The organism is Halomonas sp. ND22Bw, from assembly GCF_003011945.1.
Lineage (GTDB): Bacteria > Pseudomonadota > Gammaproteobacteria > Pseudomonadales > Halomonadaceae > Halomonas > Halomonas halophila.
The window spans coordinates 1-262 of record NZ_PXWD01001112.1 but is presented as its reverse complement, the minus strand read 5'-3'; the positions used below and the strand labels follow the sequence as shown (position 1 = coordinate 262).

Annotated in this window: 1 pseudogene; it reads right to left on the bottom strand. The window is 70.2% G+C overall.

Going from position 1 to position 262, the window contains the following annotated elements:
* A pseudogene (locus CVH10_RS26135) lies at positions 1–262 on the bottom strand (hybrid sensor histidine kinase/response regulator); the annotation flags it as partial.

Here is a 262-nt window from a genome sequence, read left to right as displayed (position 1 = left end):
GACGATGAGGTCCCGCACGGTCTGCTCGTCCTCGACCACCAGCACGGTCTCGCCCGCTCCCCGCGGGAGCTCGCCCATCTCCGCCATAGGCGCCACCTCGACATGGCTTACGGCGTTACGAGGCAGGCGAATGGTGACCGTGGTCCCGCGCCCCACGCCACACTCGATGTGCGCCTGCCCTTCGGACTGACGGGCAAAGCCGTAGATCATCGACAGGCCCCGGCCCGTGCCCTGGCCGCGCGGCGTCGGGGTGAAGAACGGG